The sequence below is a fragment of the Enterobacter cloacae subsp. cloacae ATCC 13047 genome, from assembly GCF_000025565.1.
In the GTDB taxonomy this organism is placed as follows: Bacteria; Pseudomonadota; Gammaproteobacteria; order Enterobacterales; family Enterobacteriaceae; genus Enterobacter; species Enterobacter cloacae.
Map to the genome: position 1 here is coordinate 538,188 of NC_014121.1, position 17,432 is coordinate 555,619.

A 17,432-nucleotide genomic window follows, 5' to 3' on the forward strand; every position below is an offset into this window, starting at 1 on the left:
TTTCCCTCTCCCACCGGGAGAGGGTTAGGCTGAGGGGAAACTAGCTCTGTCTTAGCTGCAAATCCAGCGGCGTCTTGCTCGGTTCACCGCCAATCTCACGCGCCAGCTTCGGCACCATATAACCTGACACCAGCGTTAACAGTTCACGCACGATCTGCCGGGCTTCTTCATCCGTCACCATGAAATGGGCCGCACCCTGAACGCGATCCAGCACGTGCAGGTAATAGGGCATCACTCCCGCATCAAACAGCGCATTGCTGAGGTCCGCCAGCACGCGGGCATTATCATTTACGCCGCGCAGCAGCACGCTCTGGTTCAGAAGCGTCACGCCTGCCTTGCGTAAACGCACCATTGCCGCACGAAATGCATCATCAATTTCATTGGCGTGATTGATATGGTTCACCAGCAGCACCTGCAGGCGGGACTGCTCCAGGCGTGAGACCAGTCCGTCAGTGATACGTGCCGGAATAACAATCGGCAGACGGCTGTGTATGCGCAGGCGCTTAATATGCGGAATGGCTTCAAGCTGGGTCAGCAGCCAGTCCAGCTCATAATCTTTCGCCATCAGCGGATCGCCACCGGAAAAAATGATCTCATCCAGCTCAGAATGGGCGGCGATATAGTCCAGCGCGACCTGCCAGTTGCGTTTATTGCCCTGATTTTCGGCATACGGGAAGTGTCGACGGAAGCAATAACGGCAATTTACCGCACAGCCACCTTTCACCAGCAGCAGCGCACGGTTCAGATACTTGTGCAGCAAACCGGGTACCACGCTGTTCTGCTCTTCCAGCGGATCGGTGCTATAGCCGGGTGCCGTGATGAACTCTTCCTGTGCGGTAAGCGTCTGTTTTAATAATGGATCGTCAGGATTGCCTTTCTCCATACGGGCAACAAACGCGCGGGGAACGCGCAGGGCGAAAAGCCGCTTCGCCTCCCGGCCGGCCAGCAAATCGGTATGCTGTTCGAGCTCAAGAAGACGCAGTAATTCATCAGGACTGGTGATTACATCGGCAAGTTGCGATAACCAATCTTCTCTGGACGGGGTGTTTAGGGTTACAATATGCGCCATTTTGTGGCTTAGCTACCAGTTAACAAATTTAGAGGGCCTTATGGCAACGTACTATAGCAACGATTTTCGTGCTGGTCTTAAAATCATGTTGGACGGCGAACCGTATGCGGTTGAAGCCAGCGAATTCGTTAAACCAGGTAAAGGCCAGGCATTTGCACGCGTTAAGCTGCGCCGCCTGCTGACCGGTACCCGTGTCGAAAAAACCTTCAAGTCTACTGACTCCGCTGAAGGCGCTGATGTTGTCGATATGAACCTGACTTACCTGTACAACGACGGTGAGTTCTGGCACTTCATGAACAACGAAACGTTCGAACAGTTGTCTGCTGACGCTAAAGCCATTGGCGATAGCGACAAATGGCTGCTGGATCAGGCTGAGTGCATCGTGACCCTGTGGAACGGCCAGCCTATCGCGGTTACCCCACCGAACTTCGTTGAACTGGAAATCGTTGAAACTGACCCAGGTCTGAAAGGTGACACCGCCGGTACAGGTGGTAAGCCAGCGAAACTGTCTACCGGTGCCGTGGTTAAAGTGCCACTGTTCGTACAGACTGGCGAAGTGATCAAAGTGGATACCCGCTCCGGCGAATACGTATCTCGCGTGAAGTAAGTGTTAAGGCGCAGCGTTGCTGCGCCTGATTTTTGCAGGCAGGGATGATGAAACGCACCGTTAAAATTCTGCTTCTGTTAGCGCTGTCCAGCGCGTTGCTTTCCGGCTGTAATACCACACGTGGAATGGGGGAGGATATCCAGGATCTCGGCCATATCATTTCTCACGCCGCCAGCTAATCCCGTCTAATTTTCCTAAAAATGCTTCCTTTTCCGTCAACTGGCGGGATCTTGTCTATTCTTAAGTTGCTATACACAAAACAACTCTGGCTATAAAAGGAAGATATTATGGTTAAGAAGACAATTGCAGCGATCTTTTCAGTTCTGGTACTTTCTTCAGTATTAACGGCCTGTAATACCACGCGCGGCGTTGGTCAGGACATTTCTGAAGGCGGTAGTGCAATCTCCGGCGCGGCAACAAAAGCTCAGCAGTAATTTAAAAACGGTACGGGCCCGGACGGGTTTCGTACCGTCAGTTTTCTGATTCCTGCAGAGATAAAAACGGGGAAAAGCGCGTATCCATATGCAATTTCATGCGGATATTTCGCTTATAGGTATAGACCGTTTTTCCATTGATCCTCAGGTGAGTGGCAATCTTCTGATTGCTTGCGCCATCCATCCACAGCGTCAACACCTTCTCCTCCTGGCGAGTCAGCAGGGGGGCCGCGACCGCAGGGATCTCAACGCTTGCGCGAGTCGTCAGGGCGTCGTTGATGACCGTCGCCAGCGTCTCCAGTCCGGCATTTTTGGTAAGCGAAGCCCATATCGGAAATTGGGACAGAAAGCCTGCCATCTCTTTATCTTCCCCCGACTGCAGCAAAATGAAAGGCACTTTTTCACTGGCGTTCAGCAGGGAAGAAAGCTGCTGGAAATGATGAATGTCCTGCATAAAGCCGTGCAGATCGGCGATAACCACCGATGGATCCCACTGCAGAATATGCTCTCTGGCGAGGATGAGATTATTCAGCCCGGTCACGACGAAGTGCCCGGGAAACAAACCGGAATGATTGAGCCATGCTTCAAACCCCGCGCGGGTGAAGTGACATCGGTCAATCAAAAGAATTTTGAACATAATAGATTCGCAGTCGGCTAGTGGTTTGGCTTCCTGCCATCAGAAAGCACATCATGATAGAGAAGTCGGATGAGTGATAAATGCCTGAACTACGCGCCATACTGAGGCTATTTCTTGCCTTAACAGGTTCAGCACAAAGGGATTGAAAAAAAATCGTTCGTTAACCAAAATAAGTGACCTAATCTATGCCTTACGGGACGACCCGTAAGCGTTTCGTTCACCGGGGACGGCCCCAACTTGCAGTTAAGTTAAGGAGCCTGAAATGTCCTGGATTATTCTTGTTATCGCCGGTCTGCTCGAAGTGGTTTGGGCAATTGGTCTGAAGTACACCCACGGATTTACCCGCCTGACACCCAGCGTGATTACCGTTACCGCCATGATTGTGAGTATTGTGCTGCTCTCCTGGGCGATGCGCTCTTTGCCGGTGGGGACGGCCTATGCTGTCTGGACGGGCATTGGTGCAGTGGGCGCGGCGATTACCGGGATTTTGCTGCTGGGAGAGTCGGCGAGTCTGGCGCGTATCGCCAGCCTCGCGTTGATTGTGTGCGGTATTATTGGGCTGAAACTCAGCGCCCACTAATGCGGTTGTTCTACCCAGATGAGTTTTGACACATCAAACCCTTGCCGGGTCGCAACGTCCAGCATCTGCTGTTTCATCTCTGACGAAATGGTCGGCGTGCGGGAGAGTATCCATAAATAGTCGCGATCCGGCCCGCAGACCAGCGCATGGCGGTACTCTCTGTCGAGGGCGATGACATTGTACCCGCCATAGAACGGGCCAAAGAACGAGACTTTTAGCGCGGCCCGGCGCGGGTCGCCGGTAAAGTACGCTTTTCCCGTCGACTGTTGCCACATCTGCCGATCCGGATTGTATCCACGGTTGATTACCTGAATACCCCCGTCGTCCATCGAACTGTAATGTGCTGTGACTTTCTCTAACCCCCGCTCAAACCGATGGTCGAGCCGGGCGATTTCATACCAGGTTCCGAGGAAACGTTGAGCGTCGAAATTACTTACAACAGTGACGCCGGAGGGAGGGGTAGGGGAACTGCAGGCAACCACTAAAAACGCGGCTGTCACCGCGGCGATAACAGGCAGAATGCGCATAGGAGTTTCCTTACTGTTTTTTGTTAAGTGTAGATGACAGCAGGGAAATTGCGGAAGATTGTGCAGCGTGTTTCGCCGGGTGGCGCTGCGCTTACCCGGCCTATACAACGCGTAAATTTTGTAGGCCGGGTAAGGCGAAGCCGCCACCCGGCAAAGGTTTACTGTAGCGCGTCGAGGATACGGTAAGCCGTTTCCACCCGTACCGGGTTCGGATAGCTTTTATTTGCGAGCATCACAATACCGATCTGCTTTTCAGGAATAAACGCCACGTAGCTGCCAAACCCACCCGTAGAGCCCGTTTTATGCACCCAGGAGGCTTTTACTGGCGGAGCCGGAGGATTCACTTCTGCGACCGGCAACGGCGCCAGTGCGACCTTATTGTCGCTGCCATCCACCACGGTTTTGGCATCGACCGGCCAGTTGAGCATCTCCCAGCCTAACCCTTGATACATGGCACCCACGCGCCAGTAGCGAGACTGCGCCAGCGCAATACCCTGCTGCAGAGTGGACTGCGGGAGTGTCTCAGGTGCCATATTGGCCATCACCCAGCTCGCCATATCTTTGACGTTAGATTTCACACCATAGGCTTCTGCATCCAGCATACCAGGCGAAACGTGGACCGCTTTTCCCTCACGATAACCCCATGCGTAGTGCGGCTCTTCAGCGTGTGGAACGTTTATCCACGTATGGTTGAGTTTCAGGGGCTTAAAGACCCGCTCCGCCATGGCCTGCTCGAAGCGCATGCCGGACGGTTTAACGGCCAGTGAGCCAAACAGGCCGATGCTGGTGTTGGCGTACAGACGCGTGGTACCCGGGGCCCACTTTGGCTGCCAGGACTGGTAGAAACGCAGCAGAGAGGCGTTATCGGTAACATCATCCGGTACCTGCAACGGCAATCCGCCTGCCGTATAGGTTGCCAGGTCGAGCAGGCGAATGCCTTGCCACTGCTTGCCCGTCAATTCAGGCCAATATTTCGTGACCGGGTCGGCCAGCGAAATCTCTTTGCGGGCAATGGCATCGCCACCCAGCACGCCAGTGAAGGTTTTACTGACGGAGCCCAGTTCAAATAAGGTTTGCGGCGTGACGGGCTTATTCGCCGCGACGTCTGCTTTACCGAAAGTAAAATAGTGTGGCTGGCCCTGATAAATGACGGCCACGGCCATTCCGGGTATGGCCTGCGCCTTCATCAGGGGCGTAACGGTACGTTCCACGACGTCAGCCAGCTGTTTTTCTGACATCGGCGCGGCAAAAGCAGAGCAGGCAACGCTGAGCAGCAGGGCGCAGCTTAGGGATTTTTTCATCATCAGTTATCTTCCGTAATAGCGAGTCAAGGGGATGTCCGGGCCCGTCAGACGTTCGTAGTCTGGGTGATTTGACTGAGGCTGACAAACGGTTAAATTTAGCATTAGCTGTTAATTTTTCTAACGGAAGGGACCATGACACGCAGCTATCTCCCTCTTAATTCGCTTCGGGCGTTCGAAGCCGCCGCCAGGCACCTCAGTTTTACTCATGCCGCGATTGAGCTGAATGTGACCCATTCCGCGATTAGCCAGCACGTGAAGGCGCTGGAACAACACCTTAACTGCCAGCTGTTTGTCCGCGTTTCGCGCGGGTTGATGTTAACCACCGAAGGCGAGAATCTGCTGCCGGTGCTGAATGACTCCTTCGATCGTATCGCAGGCATGCTGGATCGCTTTGCTAACCATCGGGCGCAGGAGAAGCTGAAAATTGGCGTGGTGGGGACCTTTGCCACTGGGGTGTTATTCTCACAGCTGGATGATTTCCGTCGCAGTTATCCGCATATCGATCTTCAGCTTTCCACGCACAACAATCGCGTCGATCCGGCAGCTGAGGGGCTTGATTACACCATTCGCTACGGTGGGGGAGCGTGGCACGGCACGGAGGCGACGTTCCTCTGTTCAGCGCCGCTGGCACCACTTTGCACGCCGGACATTGCAGCCGCGCTGCACACCCCTGCCGATATCCTGAAGTTTACCCTGCTGCGCTCTTACCGGCGCGATGAGTGGACAGCCTGGATGCAGGCCGCCGGAGAAAACCCGCCTTCACCCACGCATCGGGTTATGGTGTTTGATTCGTCGGTCACTATGCTGGAGGCCGCACAGACAGGCACAGGCATTGCTATCGCCCCTGTCGATATGTTTACCCATCTGCTGAACAGCGAGCGCATTGTGCAGCCGTTTACGACGCAGATTGATCTTGGCAGTTACTGGCTAACGCGGCTGCAGTCACGCGCCCAAACCCCGGCAATGCGTGAATTTGCTCAGTGGCTGGTGGGGAAGATGCAGAAATAACAGGCCCGCCGGAGGGCGGGCCTGGTGTGTCAGATAGTGACTACGGCAATCAGTGTGACCACGGTCAGGATGGTTGCCAGACCGTAGAACACCCATTTACCGCTCGGTACGTGGATCTTCAGATCATGCATCGCATGATGGATACGGTGCAGGCCGCACCACAGCGGCAGGACAATCATCAGGAAGATGAATACCCGGCCAATAAAGCTACCTGCAAATGCCAGGACGCGCTCATAGCTCAGCGCATCACCGGGGAACAGCCCCAGCGGCAGCATAATGCCGACCAGCAGGATAATGACAGGTGCAATGATGGCACTCCACATGCCGCCTGCGCCAAAGAGGCCCCAGAAGACCGGCTCGTCTGAACGTTTTGGATTTGGATTGATCACAATAGTCTCCTTACCAGAACAGTGCGACAAACAGAATGACCACAGAGACCACTGCCGTCACTGCCCAAAGCCCTTTAATGACCGGCTCTGGCCCCATTTTTTCGCCTTTTACGATAATATTCGCCGCTTTTGGCGCCAGTTCAAACCAGGTTTTGGTATGAAGCAGGGCGGCTGCGAGCACAATCAGGTTCAGGATCACGATGATCGGGTTTTGCAGGAACCCGACAAAACTGGCCCAGGTTTCAGGACCATGTTTGAGGGCAAAGACGCCATACATCAGTTCAAGGCTGAACCAGACCGCAGGCACCGCAGTGCCTTCACGCAGCATATAGAAGCGATAAAACGGCAGTTTCTTCCACCAGGTGGACGGCATCGGCCGCACGTAGGCTTTGCGTTTAGTCGTCATCATGCACTCCTTAGCGTGGTTTCAGGGTGGCGATAAGAAAGTCTTTCGAGCTTTCCACTTTACCCTGCTGAATAGCGGCGGCCGGGTCGACGTGCTTCGGACAGACTTCGGAGCAGTAGCCCACAAAAGTACAGCTCCAGACGCCGTTCTGGCTGTTAAGCTGCGGCATACGTTCTTTTTTACCGTGGTCGCGGCTATCCTCGTTGTAGCGGTGCGCCAGCGTGATCGCCGCCGGGCCGATGAACTCAGGGTTCAGGCCAAACTGTGGACACGCGGCGTAGCAAAGACCGCAGTTGATGCACCCGGAGAACTGATGATATTTCGCCATCTGGGCGGGTGTCTGGGTATTCGGTCCCTGATCCGGCGTGCGCGGGTTGCCAATGATGTACGGCTTAATGGCTTCCAGGCTTTCGATAAAGTGGGTCATATCGACCACCAGATCGCGCTCAATCGGGAAGTTGCCCAGCGCTTCAACCTTGATGCCTTTGGTGTAATCACGCAGGAAGGTTTTACAGGCCAGTTTCGGTACTTTGTTCACCATCATGCCGCAGGAGCCGCAGATGGCCATGCGGCAGGACCAGCGATAGCTCAGGTCCGGTGCCAGGTTATCCTTGATATAGCCGAGCGCATCCAGCAGAGAGGTTTGCTCGTCATAAGGCACTTCATAGAAAGCGCTGTGTGGCGCGGTGTCCACTTCCGGGTTGTAGCGCACCACTTCAACTTTCAGTGTTTGCATCTCAGCCATTCGCCTTCTCCTTCTTCTCGGCGGCTTCTGCTTCTGCGCCGTAAACGCGTTTAGCCGGTGGCAGCGTTGTGATCTTCACGTCGCTGTAGTCCAGACGAGTGGTGCCATCCGCGTCGCGCCAGGCGAGGGTGTGTTTCAGGAAATTGACGTCGTCACGCTCGGTGCAGCCCTCATCAAGACGCTGATGTGCCCCGCGTGACTCTTTGCGTGCCAGCGCAGAGTGCGCCATACATTCCGCGACGTTCAGGCCGTGACCGAGCTCGATGGTATAAAGCAGGTCGGTGTTGAACACGCTGGAGGTGTCGGTGATGCGCACGCGTTTGAAACGCTCCTGCAGTTCCGCCAGCTTATCGACAGTTTTCTGCATCAGCTCTGGTGTACGGTAGATACCGCAGCCCTCTTCCATCGACATGCCCATTTCGTCGCGGATTTTCGACCAGTTTTCGTTGCCTTCCTGGTTGACCAGATCCTTCAGCCGTTTCTCAACGTCAGCGACCTGCGCGTCCAGTGCTGCGCCGTTGGCTTCGCCCGCCGTTGCGGCACGCTCCATCGCGCGTTCGCCCGCCATGCGGCCAAAGACAACCAGCTCCGCCAGCGAGTTTGACCCGAGACGGTTGGCACCGTGCAGGCCGACAGAGGAGCATTCGCCGACGGCGAACAACCCTTTGATGCGCGTTTCACACTGCTGGTCGGTTTCGATCCCACCCATGGTGTAGTGCGCTGTTGGGCGTACCGGAATCGGCTCTTTCACCGGGTCGACACCCACGTAGGCTTTTGCCAGCTCGCAGATGAACGGCAGACGTTCCAGCAGTTTCTTCTCGCCGAGGTGACGCAGATCGAGGTAGACCACATCGCCACGCGGCGTGGAGATCGTGTTGCCTTTGCGCCACTCATGCCAGAAGGCCTGAGACACCTTGTCGCGCGGGCCGAGCTCCATGTATTTGTTTTTCGGCTCACCGAGCGGCGTTTCCGGGCCCATGCCGTAATCCTGCAGATAACGGTAGCCATTCTTGTTGACCAGAATACCGCCTTCGCCACGGCAACCTTCCGTCATCAGAATGCCGGAACCCGGCAGGCCGGTAGGGTGATACTGGACAAATTCCATATCGCGCAGCGGCACGCCGTGGCTGAGCGCCATGCCCATACCGTCACCGGTGACGATACCACCGTTGGTGTTGTAGCGGTAAACCCGGCCCGCGCCGCCCGTTGCCATCACTACCGCGTTAGCGCGGATCTGCACGAGCGTGCCTTCCATCATGTTCATCGCCACCAGACCGCGCGCGTGACCGTCATCGACCAGAATATCGAGGACAAAATGTTCGTCAAAACGCTGGATTTGTGGGAACTGAAGGGAGGTCTGGAACAGGGTGTGCAGCATGTGGAAGCCGGTCTTATCAGCGGCAAACCAGGTGCGTTCAATTTTCATTCCGCCGAAGCGACGAACGTTGACGCTGCCGTCCGGACGGCGGCTCCACGGGCAGCCCCACTGTTCAAGCTGGGTCATCTCCGTTGGACAGTGATGTACAAAGTAGTCAACGACATCCTGTTCGCAAAGCCAGTCGCCCCCTGCAACCGTGTCGTGGAAATGGTATTCGAAGCTGTCATGATCCTGCGCAACGGCGGCGGATCCTCCTTCTGCGGCAACCGTGTGGCTGCGCATCGGATAGACTTTTGAAATCAGTGCGATTTTAGCGTTGGGATTAGCCTGTGCTGCAGCAATTGCAGCACGTAATCCCGCTCCGCCAGCGCCTATTACGGCAAGATCGGCTTGAAAAGTTTGCACGACATTCCTCCAGATTTTTGTTATTTCGCAACGCGATAAACTAAAGGTAGCCCACCTGTCCGCAAGGACGATTGCGAAAGCGTTTCCACTGCTCCTTTATGGGTAAAGAAGTATAACCGCGCGAACGGCAGGGAAATTTGACGTGTTCGATTTTTTTGCTGTTCTGTGCGGTGATTTATCATCGTGAATGATGAATTCCGTCACGTGATAGTTGCCCTAAATGAAATGCGATTTTTATTGCGCAAAATTTGTCTCTGTCCGTGCTAACGAGTAGACTTCGTGCCCTTGTCTGAAATCGGAGAATTACCCATGAGCGAAACGGCCACCTGGCAGCCGAGCGCATCCATCCCCAATCTGCTGAAACGCGCTGCAATTATGGCGGAGATCCGCCGCTTCTTTGCCGACCGCGGAGTCCTTGAGGTGGAAACGCCGTGCATGAGTCAGGCTACGGTAACGGATATTCATCTGGTGCCGTTTGAAACCCGTTTTGTTGGCCCCGGCCATTCACAGGGCATGAACCTCTGGCTGATGACCAGCCCGGAATACCACATGAAACGCCTGCTGGCGGCAGGGTGTGGCCCGGTGTATCAGTTGTGCCGCAGCTTCCGTAATGAAGAGATGGGGCGTCACCATAATCCGGAATTCACCATGCTGGAGTGGTACCGTCCGCATTACGATATGTACCGCCTGATGAACGAGGTGGACGATCTGCTGCAGCAGGTTCTCGACTGCTCAGAAGCGGAAACGCTCTCTTATCAGCAGGCTTTCCAGCGTTATCTGGAAATTGATCCACTGTCAGCGGATAAAACCCAGCTGCGCGAAGTCGCGGCAAAACTGGATCTGAGCAACGTGGCGGATACTGAAGAAGATCGCGACACGCTGCTGCAACTGCTCTTCACCTTTGGGGTTGAACCGCAGATTGGCAAAGATCGTCCGACTTTCGTCTACCACTTCCCGGCAAGCCAGGCTTCTCTGGCGCAGATCAGCACTGAAGATCACCGCGTGGCGGAGCGTTTTGAGGTCTATTACAAGGGCATTGAGCTGGCGAATGGTTTCCACGAACTGACCGACGCCCGCGAACAGCAGCAGCGTTTTGAGCAGGATAACCGCAAGCGCGCCGCGCGCGGTCTGCCGCAGCAACCTATTGATACTAACCTGCTGGCGGCCCTGAAAGCGGGTCTGCCGGATTGTTCTGGCGTGGCGTTGGGTGTGGATCGTCTGGTGATGCTGGCGCTGGGCGCGGAACAGCTGGGCGATGTGATTGCTTTTACCGTCGATCGAGCCTGACGGCAGTCCCCCCTCTCCCACGGGAGAGGGGGGACTGGCTGGCTTACAAACTCCCCGCCGGGCGTTTACGCGCCGCAGAGGTTAATGTTTTTCCTGTCTTAAGTCCGTCCAGGCTTTCCAGACGCATCTGGAACGGTGGGAACGGCATATCAATACCGTGCTCACGGAAGCCAGCCAGAATCAGCTGGTGGATCTCATGGCGCAGCGGCATACGGTGCCCCATTTCGGCGGCGTAAATACGCAATTCGAAAATCTGGATACCCTGCTGGAGATCGACCAGGAACACTTCCGGCGCCGGGTTATCAAGGACCAGCGTGCAGCGTTCGGCGGCGGTGTAGAGGATCTGTGTGACCTCTTCACTGTTGGCATCCGAGGGCGCCGGTACCGTCAGTACCACACGCGTGACGGAGTCTGACAGCGACCAGTTGATAAACTGCTCGGTGATAAACGCCTTGTTGGGCACGATGATCTCTTTGCGATCCCAGTCGCTGATCGTGGTGGCGCGGGTGTTGATTTTGGTGATGCTGCCTGTCAGATCGCGGATCGTCACCGTATCGCCAATACGAATCGGTTTTTCAAACAGGATAATCAGGCCGGACACAAAGTTAGCGAAAATCTCCTGCATGCCAAAGCCCAGACCAAACGTCAGCGCGGCAACCAGCCACTGCAATTTAGACCACTCAATACCAATCATGGAGAATCCAACCATCCCGCCAAAGAGCAGAATCAGGTATTTGGTGATGGTGGTAATGGCATAGCCCGTACCAGGAGTTAAATCCAGGTGCTGCAACAGCGCCAGCTCCAGCAGTGCCGGGAAATTACGCACCAGCTGCGTGGTGATGATCAACACCAGAATGGCAATCAGTACCGCACCTAAGGTTATGGGCTCCAGGCTCTCCACACCCTGCACCGTGGACGTCACATCCCACAGCGAGATGTTCTCCAGGAAACCAAACGCGGAGTGGATTTCTGACCACAGGAAGATCACCGACAGCAGCGCAATCAGCATCAGGATGGAGCGTACCAGACGCAGAGACTGGGTGCTGATTGCGTCGAGATCCAGCTCAACCTCGTCCGCATCTATCGTGCCTTCGGTGCTGTTGACGTGGTTTGGCTCATCCTCGCCCCGCGCACGCTGGGCGAGGATCTCTGCCCGACGGTGCTTGGCGCGGTCAAACGCCAGACGGCGTCGCTGGATCAACATCCCCCGGCGGATGACGTGATAGATCACCAGCAGCAGGAACCAGATGGCAACGGAGGTTTCCAGTCGCGCCAGCAGTGCCTGCGAGGTCGCCAGGTAACCCACCGCTGCTGCCAGCATGGCAACCAGGGGGGCGCACAGCAGCAGGTTCCAGAGCATGCGGTTGAACATGTTGTCGCCGCTGCCGGTTTTATCCAGATAGAGCGGTATACCAGCCCGTTTCAGGCTGAGCGTGACGATGGCCAGCGCACCGCATATCAACATAAAGCAGAGACGGCCCAGCGAGCCCGAAAACTCCCGGTCATTGAGATTATCAAACATGATCAGTGCCATAATCAGCGGCACAATCAGCCCGATGCTCATCAGGTAGTAACGCATGGCGCGCGCCACGCGGTTACGCGGCCAGCCAAAGTGAGCAATGAACAGACCATTCGGTCGCGCAAACGTGGCGCAAATCATCACTACCCACAGCAGGGGGACGGTAGCGGTCACGCCATCGCCAATGGCGACCGCGAGCGGGTAGGGCCAGGCCTCCCGCAGGCCATAACCGAGCGTCATCCACAGGACCGGCAGCGGCGAGGCGACAAGTATTGACCAGAACACGGTACGCAGCGTCAGCCAGAAGTGATCCTGCGTAACCTTACCCACCCGGGCGCTGGAGCGTTCCAGGAAGCGGGTGAAGTGTCTGCGTGAGTAAATGCTAAAGCCCACCAGAATCAACGCGCCCAGAAGAGGGAAAATGGTCTCTTTGCTGGTGAGCATCATCACGCTGGCTTTTCCAAGCTGGCTAAAGGTATCCAGCGAGATCAAACGGCGCAGATCCTGAACGATCTCGATTGGCCATGAGAAGGTCATTGGGCGCACGTCAGAGGTCCAGAAGAGATAACGGTGCGTTGCCTCGTTCACCTCTTTCAGCGCATCTTCCAGCTGACTGTTGGAGACCTTCAGCTTGGTCAGCTCCAGAATCAGCGTATCCCCGCCCTGTAACAGGGAGTTCAGCAGCTCGCGCTGGGTCCGCAACTGGGCTTCCAGAATACGATTTTGCTCGCTGGTGAGAGGCTGCCCATCGGCCTGACGGATCTGGCGGATTTGCGGCTGTTTATTGAGAAGGTCTTCATAGTGCAGGCGTTGAACACGCAGTTGCGCCATCTCGGTATCCAGCTGCTGCGGTTTTGGCATCTCCGGCAGGCGTGAAACCTGGGCGCGTAATGCCTCTCCCAGCAGGTTGGACGAGCCCAGCCACTGAGACTGTTCACGCAGGGTGTTGAGCGCCTGGCGAACCTGAAGGGTTTGATTGGTGGCCTGACGTTGCTGGGACGCCACCAGATCCATACGCTGCGCCTGCTGATTCAGTGCAGCAGAGAGCTCACGGTTAACCTTAAACTGGTCAACGATGCCCGCTGGCAGGTTATCGCTGTTTTCTGCCAGCAGCTCGGTGCTTTCCAGCGCGCGCTCAGCTTCACGCTGGCGCTGGCTGTTAAGTTGATTACGTAAAGCCTGCAGGTAAGCATCGAGCTGTTCGCTCTGCTTTTGCGCCAGTTCGGAGCGCATCCGCGACAGCTCCTGGCGGTTGTTTGCCGAGAGCTGCGCCAGCTCCAGTTCATCGACCAGTGCTTTAAGTCTGGCTGATTGAGCCTGAAGCGACAGATTTTGCGCCTGGTTCTGCGGTGTGTTACCCGTTTGGGTACCGATACGGCGCTCAACCTCGTTGAGCTGACGGCGGGCATCGGTTTGCTGTTGCGGAAGCTGGCTCAGCGAGTCGGCGATTTCACGTGCGCGTTCCTGCTCCTGCTGTGCCAGACGACTCTTTTCCAGAAGCTGACTGCTAACCTGCAGGATCTCCTGATTCAACGCGTCAGAGGTCATGCCAGCAGGCACATCGCGCGGTTCATCGCGCAGATTGCTCAACTGATTGCGTAGCGTTTGCGAGAGTTTGGGGAAGTTGTCGATAACCTGCTGATATTGCTGAGCGCGCTCAAGGGAGCCTTTCCGCTCCTCAAGCGCATTCAGTGCAGACTGGAGCGACTCCACGGTCTCTGGCTGAGCGGGTTTTGCCGCTTTCGCCTGCTCCAGTTCCTGGGTTATCTGTTTTGCGTCGGGGGCTGTCGCTGCGTACGCCCCCATGCTGAGGCACCAGGCCATCAGTAGTACGATAATCGGGCGCACGTCAGCGTTCCTTCTGTTGTTAGCCTTCGTCTTTTTTGTCGTCAACCAGCGGGCTGGCGTCAAGTTCGGCCTTGATCTCTTCTTCCGGGAGCGGTGCAGGCTCTGCGTCCGGCGTCACAAAAGGTTCAGTCGAGACCGCCAGCGGCTGGCCGAGTTTGGTGACTGACAGGCTCTGGAGCTGTTCAGCCAGCTTCACTTTGCCAGGGGCAAAGAGGTTGATAACCGTGGAACCCAGCTTGAAGCGACCCATCTCCTGGCCTTTCAGCAGAGCGACCGCGCCTTCTTCTTCACCGGCAGGCCAGGTCCAGCGTTTGATCACGCCTTCACGTGGCGGGGTGATGGTTCCAGCCCAGACCGTTTCGATGCTGCCGACAATCGTTGCACCCACCAGAATCTGCGCCATTGGGCCAAACTCAGTATCAAACAGGCAGATGACGCGTTCGTTACGCGCGAACAGGTTGGGAACGTTTTGCGCGGTCAGGTGGTTCACGGAGAACAGATCGCCCGGCACGTAGATCATTTCACGCAGGATCCCGTTGCACGGCATGTGCACGCGGTGATAGTCACGCGGAGAGAGATAGGTGGTGGCGAAAGTACCGTTGCGGAACAGATCCGCCATCAGGTAGTTACCCGCCAGCAGCGCTTCCAGGCTGTAGTTGTGGCCTTTTGCCTGCAGGATTTTATCGTCTTCGATGTTACCCAGCTGGCTAATCACGCCATCCGCAGGCATGACCAGCACGTTAGGATCGGTATCAACCGGGCGGACTTCGTCGCGCAGTGGGCGCACGAAGAATTCGTTGAAGGTGCGATAGCTGGCGGTATCTGGCTTCTGCGCCTCTTTCATGTCGACCTTGTAATATTTTACGAAAAGGTCGATGACCAGTTTGGTCAGCCAGCCCGCTCGTTTGCTCGCGCCCCAGCCCGCCAGGCGAGTGAGCCACAGTTTTGGCAGAATGTATTGAAGCGAAAGTTTAAATGCGTTTAACAAGGTAGCCTCCAGGCCATTTTTTGTCGTTCCTGATCCGGCTGTAATCAGCCGGAACCTGAAAAAAGGGGACGATTTTAGCGATGCTTAGCTTAGTTGTCAGTTATCAGAATCAGAAAAGTTTTTACGCGTTTTTACCTGATCCATGCTCTCAAGAATGCGGTGGTAGTTATCAAAGCGGGTCTCCGCAATCTCACCTTTCTCGACCGCTTCGCGGATGGCACAGCCCGGGTCGTTATCGTGTTTACAGTCCCGGTATTTACAAGCCCCTAAATAATCATGGAATTCGACAAATCCGTTGAAGATTTGTTCCGGCTCAAGGTGCCACAAACCGAATTCGCGCACGCCCGGAGAGTCAATCACATCGCCGCCATGCGGGAAGTGGTAGAGACGAGAAGCGGTAGTGGTGTGCTGGCCCAGGCCCGAGACATCAGAGACATCGTTAGTCAGAATTTCTTGCTGGAGACCGAGAAGATTATTCAGCAGGCTGGATTTCCCCACGCCGGACTGACCCGCAAAGATACTGATGCGCCCGGTCAGCGCTTCTTCCAAGGGTTTCAGGCCATCTTTGGTGTAGCTGGAGACCATCAGCACGCGATAACCGATCTTGCGGTAGATATCCATCTGCTCATTCACGAAGTCCATACCTTCATCATCCAGCAGATCGATCTTGTTCAGAACAATGATTGGCTCAACCTGTAACGTTTCGCAGGCAACAAGGTAGCGGTCGATAATATTGAGCGACAGCTCGGGCAAAATCGCCGAGACGATGACGATCTGGTTGATATTGGCGGCAATGGGTTTTACCCCGTCGTAGAAATCGGGACGGGTAAGTACCGACGTGCGCTCGTGAACCGCTTCAACGATACCTTTGACCGTTACGCCTTCCGCCGCCTCTTTACCTGGACGCCAGACAACGCGATCGCCGGTAACCAGCGAACGGATAGTCCGTCGAATATTGCAACGGTGGATCTCACCGTCGGCGGATTCCACGTCGGCATGCATACCGAAACGGCTGATGACGACGCCTTCCGTCGGCTCACCAAACAGGTTGTCGTCGTAATCGACCTTCTCCGAAGTGGTTTTAAGACGGCGCTGGTGATTGGCATTCACGCGGCGCTGCTGCCCTTTGGAGAGTTTATTTTTACTCAATCGCGCTGGCTCCTGGTCGCCCGTAAGGGGCAAAACCTCTATGATACACTCTAATTAATACTAGTTAACCTGCTACAGCCGGTTATGCGAGAAGGGTGGAAAATAACATGAGCGCGGATGAAAACAACCTGATTTGGATCGATCTTGAAATGACCGGGCTGGATCCCGAGCGCGATCGCATTATTGAGATTGCCACGCTGGTTACCGATGCAAACCTGAATATTCTGGCGGAAGGGCCAACCATTGCGGTGCACCAGTCCGACGATCAGCTGGCGTTGATGGATGAGTGGAACGTGCGTACCCACACCGGCAGCGGGCTGGTTGAACGGGTGAAAGCGAGCACGATGGGCGACCGCGAGGCGGAGCTGGCGACGCTTGAGTTTCTGAAACAGTGGGTCCCGGCGGGCAAATCCCCTATCTGCGGTAATAGCATTGGCCAGGATCGTCGTTTCCTGTTTAAGTACATGCCGGAGCTGGAGTCTTACTTCCACTACCGTTATCTGGACGTGAGCACCCTTAAAGAGCTGGCGCGCCGCTGGAAACCCGAAATCCTCGATGGCTTTAAAAAGCAGGGTACGCATCAGGCGATGGACGATATCCGTGAGTCCGTCGCGGAGCTGGCGTACTATCGCGAAAACTTTATTAAGCTGTGATTTTGAGACCTGGCGCCTTGCGTGGCCGGGTTTTTGTCGTTAAATTGTTCAGCTTGCCGATTAAATAAGCACTTGAACTGATTTTCGAAAAAATCGCGTTGAGGGGGGTTGCAGCTAAAAGGATTTCTCGTATAATGCGCCTCCCGTAACGACAGAGAAATACGCGTTACGACAGCAACAAAAGCAGTACAAATTTGCGGGAATAGCTCAGTTGGTAGAGCACGACCTTGCCAAGGTCGGGGTCGCGAGTTCGAGTCTCGTTTCCCGCTCCAAAATTTGAAAGTATCGCAAGATACGCCAGCTTCAGAACACCCAAGCGGGAATAGCTCAGTTGGTAGAGCACGACCTTGCCAAGGTCGGGGTCGCGAGTTCGAGTCTCGTTTCCCGCTCCAAATTCTTCTTGATATCAAAAATATCCACAGCGATAAAATGCGTTGGGGACGTTTTCTATTACTTCCGAAATACTCTTGTAAACAGAGTTATCCACAGATTTTGGGTA

18 protein-coding genes and 2 tRNA genes are annotated in these 17,432 nt (G+C 55.3%); 9 read left to right on the forward strand and 11 right to left on the reverse strand.

The features are described from left to right. Positions 1-40: 40 nt before the first annotated feature. Entirely contained in the window at positions 41-1,069 is a 1,029-nt protein-coding gene (gene epmB / locus ECL_RS02605; RefSeq protein WP_013095264.1) for an EF-P beta-lysylation protein EpmB, read from the reverse strand. Between the two features lie 40 nt (positions 1,070-1,109). On the opposite strand from epmB, the gene efp reads away from it, so the two are divergent. The 3 genes from efp (at position 1,110) to ecnB (ending at position 2,110) form a co-directional block, all read left to right on the forward strand. Then, a complete protein-coding gene (gene efp, locus ECL_RS02610) occupies positions 1,110-1,676 on the forward strand; it encodes an elongation factor P (protein WP_014830362.1) in 567 nt (188 codons plus the stop codon). A 47-nt stretch (positions 1,677-1,723) separates the two neighbouring features. Beyond that, positions 1,724-1,855, forward strand: a complete 132-nt coding sequence (locus tag ECL_RS02615) for an entericidin A/B family lipoprotein (protein WP_013095266.1) — start codon at positions 1,724-1,726, stop codon at positions 1,853-1,855. Between the two features lie 108 nt (positions 1,856-1,963). After that, positions 1,964-2,110: a lipoprotein toxin entericidin B gene (gene ecnB, locus ECL_RS02620; protein WP_003025482.1), complete on the forward strand. Its 147-nt coding sequence runs from the start codon at positions 1,964-1,966 to the stop codon at positions 2,108-2,110. A gap of 37 nt (positions 2,111-2,147) precedes the next feature. On the opposite strand, the gene ECL_RS02625 is transcribed toward ecnB, so the two are convergent. Further along, positions 2,148-2,747 carry a response regulator transcription factor gene (locus ECL_RS02625; RefSeq protein WP_013095267.1) on the reverse strand — a complete coding sequence of 200 codons (600 nt, stop codon included), beginning with the start codon at positions 2,745-2,747 and terminating at the stop codon, positions 2,148-2,150. A 262-nt stretch (positions 2,748-3,009) separates the two neighbouring features. On the opposite strand from ECL_RS02625, the gene sugE reads away from it, so the two are divergent. Then, positions 3,010-3,327 carry a quaternary ammonium compound efflux SMR transporter SugE gene (gene sugE / locus ECL_RS02630; protein ID WP_013095268.1) on the forward strand — a complete coding sequence of 106 codons (318 nt, stop codon included), beginning with the start codon at positions 3,010-3,012 and terminating at the stop codon, positions 3,325-3,327. Here sugE and ECL_RS02635 read toward each other — a convergent pair. Continuing rightward, a complete protein-coding gene (locus tag ECL_RS02635) occupies positions 3,324-3,854 on the reverse strand; it encodes a lipocalin family protein (protein ID WP_013095269.1) in 531 nt (176 codons plus the stop codon). The genes sugE and ECL_RS02635 overlap by 4 nt on opposite strands. 158 nt (positions 3,855-4,012) lie before the next feature. Beyond that, a complete protein-coding gene (locus ECL_RS02640) occupies positions 4,013-5,158 on the reverse strand; it encodes a class C beta-lactamase CMH-4 (protein WP_013095270.1) in 1,146 nt (381 codons plus the stop codon). 132 nt (positions 5,159-5,290) lie between these two features. Between ECL_RS02640 and ampR the strand changes: the two genes are divergently transcribed. Beyond that, positions 5,291-6,166, forward strand: coding sequence for a LysR family transcriptional regulator AmpR (gene ampR, locus ECL_RS02645; RefSeq protein ID WP_013095271.1), 876 nt, complete (start codon positions 5,291-5,293; stop codon positions 6,164-6,166). Between the two features lie 29 nt (positions 6,167-6,195). Here the strand turns inward: ampR and frdD are convergent, their stop codons facing one another. Genes frdD through frdA form a run of 4 tightly spaced genes read right to left on the reverse strand, consistent with a single transcriptional unit; the run spans position 6,196 to position 9,489 of the window. Beyond that, positions 6,196-6,555: a fumarate reductase subunit FrdD gene (frdD, locus tag ECL_RS02650; protein WP_013095272.1), complete on the reverse strand. Its 360-nt coding sequence runs from the start codon at positions 6,553-6,555 to the stop codon at positions 6,196-6,198. Positions 6,556-6,565: 10 nt separating this feature from the next. Next, complete coding sequence (frdC, locus tag ECL_RS02655; RefSeq protein WP_013095273.1) at positions 6,566-6,961, reverse strand: fumarate reductase subunit FrdC; 396 nt, start codon at positions 6,959-6,961, stop codon at positions 6,566-6,568. Between the two features lie 10 nt (positions 6,962-6,971). Further along, positions 6,972-7,706: a fumarate reductase iron-sulfur protein gene (gene frdB / locus ECL_RS02660; RefSeq protein ID WP_013095274.1), complete on the reverse strand. Its 735-nt coding sequence runs from the start codon at positions 7,704-7,706 to the stop codon at positions 6,972-6,974. Next, a complete protein-coding gene (frdA, locus tag ECL_RS02665) occupies positions 7,699-9,489 on the reverse strand; it encodes a fumarate reductase (quinol) flavoprotein subunit (RefSeq protein ID WP_013095275.1) in 1,791 nt (596 codons plus the stop codon). The genes frdB and frdA overlap by 8 nt, the downstream gene beginning before the upstream one ends. Before the next feature lie 309 nt (positions 9,490-9,798). Here frdA and epmA point away from each other — a divergent pair, with 309 nt between their 5' ends. Then, a complete protein-coding gene (gene epmA, locus ECL_RS02670; RefSeq protein WP_013095276.1) occupies positions 9,799-10,776 on the forward strand; it encodes an elongation factor P--(R)-beta-lysine ligase in 978 nt (325 codons plus the stop codon). A gap of 43 nt (positions 10,777-10,819) precedes the next feature. On the opposite strand, the gene mscM is transcribed toward epmA, so the two are convergent. The 3 genes from mscM to rsgA all read right to left on the reverse strand — a co-directional run bounded on the left by mscM (position 10,820) and on the right by rsgA (position 16,280). After that, positions 10,820-14,143 carry a miniconductance mechanosensitive channel MscM gene (mscM, locus tag ECL_RS02675; protein WP_013095277.1) on the reverse strand — a complete coding sequence of 1,108 codons (3,324 nt, stop codon included), beginning with the start codon at positions 14,141-14,143 and terminating at the stop codon, positions 10,820-10,822. 19 nt (positions 14,144-14,162) lie between these two features. Further along, positions 14,163-15,131: an archaetidylserine decarboxylase gene (gene asd, locus ECL_RS02680; RefSeq protein WP_013095278.1), complete on the reverse strand. Its 969-nt coding sequence runs from the start codon at positions 15,129-15,131 to the stop codon at positions 14,163-14,165. Between the two features lie 96 nt (positions 15,132-15,227). Next, positions 15,228-16,280 (reverse strand): small ribosomal subunit biogenesis GTPase RsgA, encoded by a 1,053-nt coding sequence (gene rsgA, locus ECL_RS02685; protein WP_013095279.1) that lies wholly within the window; start codon positions 16,278-16,280, stop codon positions 15,228-15,230. Positions 16,281-16,387: 107 nt separating this feature from the next. Here rsgA and orn point away from each other — a divergent pair, with 107 nt between their 5' ends. The 3 genes from orn to ECL_RS02700 all read left to right on the forward strand — a co-directional run bounded on the left by orn (position 16,388) and on the right by ECL_RS02700 (position 17,325). After that, a complete protein-coding gene (gene orn, locus ECL_RS02690) occupies positions 16,388-16,933 on the forward strand; it encodes an oligoribonuclease (protein WP_013095280.1) in 546 nt (181 codons plus the stop codon). Between the two features lie 196 nt (positions 16,934-17,129). Further along, positions 17,130-17,205, forward strand: a tRNA-Gly gene (locus tag ECL_RS02695). Positions 17,206-17,249: 44 nt separating this feature from the next. Continuing rightward, positions 17,250-17,325: transfer RNA gene (locus ECL_RS02700), tRNA-Gly, on the forward strand. Positions 17,326-17,432: the final 107 nt, after the last annotated feature.